The 275-nt window shown below is 68.0% G+C and carries 1 pseudogene; it reads right to left on the bottom strand.

Going from position 1 to position 275, the window contains the following annotated elements:
• A pseudogene (locus ACSNOK_RS34190) lies at positions 1-257 on the bottom strand (hypothetical protein); the annotation flags it as partial.
• Positions 258-275 lie beyond the last annotated feature (18 nt).

Raw genomic sequence — 275 nt, 5'->3', positions numbered from 1 at the left:
AAGTAGCAGTTGAGGGCGTGGGCGCCCGCCGGCATCAGCCAGCCGCCCAGCATCGTCCAGCCGATTAGCGCCAGGCCGGGAACGCCCGCCGGCGTGATCAGCATGCCTACCAGCGTCGTAAAGATCAGCAGCGAGATCACGCCCGGCTTGGTCAGGCTGACGTAGTCCTTGATCCGTGCCGAGTGCCGGGTAGCAGCCGCGCCCGCGCTCATAGCGGCCGGCGCGACCGTCGCGGGCGGAATGAGAAAGGTCAGCATGGCGAGCACTACGACGGC

Source organism: Streptomyces sp. URMC 126, assembly GCF_051386555.1.
Taxonomy (GTDB): Bacteria; Actinomycetota; Actinomycetes; order Streptomycetales; family Streptomycetaceae; genus Streptomyces.
Note: the sequence above shows the minus strand (reverse complement) of the source record. Positions and strands in the feature narration are given on the sequence as shown.